This is a genomic window from Pseudomonas sp. Pseusp3, from assembly GCF_047304225.1.
In the GTDB taxonomy this organism is placed as follows: Bacteria; Pseudomonadota; Gammaproteobacteria; order Pseudomonadales; family Pseudomonadaceae; genus Aquipseudomonas; species Aquipseudomonas fluorescens_CD.
This window is the reverse complement of sequence record NZ_JBGLYV010000248.1, coordinates 1-497: the sequence shown is the minus strand read 5'-3', so window position 1 is coordinate 497 and position 497 is coordinate 1. Positions and strand designations below refer to the sequence as shown.

Genomic DNA, 497 nt, shown 5'->3' with positions numbered 1-497 from the left:
CGACTGCACCGCACTGGCAACGCCATCGGTGCCGTTGGCCAGGGTGTACGTCCACTGGCCGCTGCTGTCCACGGCGATCGCGCCAAAGGTGCCGGTATTTGACCCGGCAATACTCCAGGTGGCGGTGGCGTCATGATCGATGTCGGCCGAGCTGAACTGGCCGCTGACGCTGAGCGTGGTGTCTTCCTGCACCGCGCCGGTCGCATTGCCCTCCGCGAAACTGAGCACCGGCGCATCGTTGCTACCGGTGACGGTGACGGTCACCAGCTGGGTGTCCACCCCGCCGAGGCCGTCGCTGACTTGTACGCTAAACACTTCATCATGGCTCTCGCCGGCCTTCAGCGATTGCACGGCACTGGCAACGCCATCGGTGCCGTTGGCCAGGGTGTACGTCCACTGGCCGCTGCTGTCCACGGCGATCGAGCCATAGGTTCCAGTTGGCGAGCCATTGATGCTCCAGGTCGCCGTGGCATCGTGATCGATGTCGGTCGAGCTGA

Annotated in this window: 1 protein-coding gene; it reads right to left on the bottom strand. The window is 64.6% G+C overall.

What is annotated here, in order from left to right:
• Positions 1 to 497 (bottom strand): VCBS domain-containing protein (locus ACCD00_RS30765; protein WP_413428938.1); only part of this gene is annotated, 497 nt, incomplete at both ends.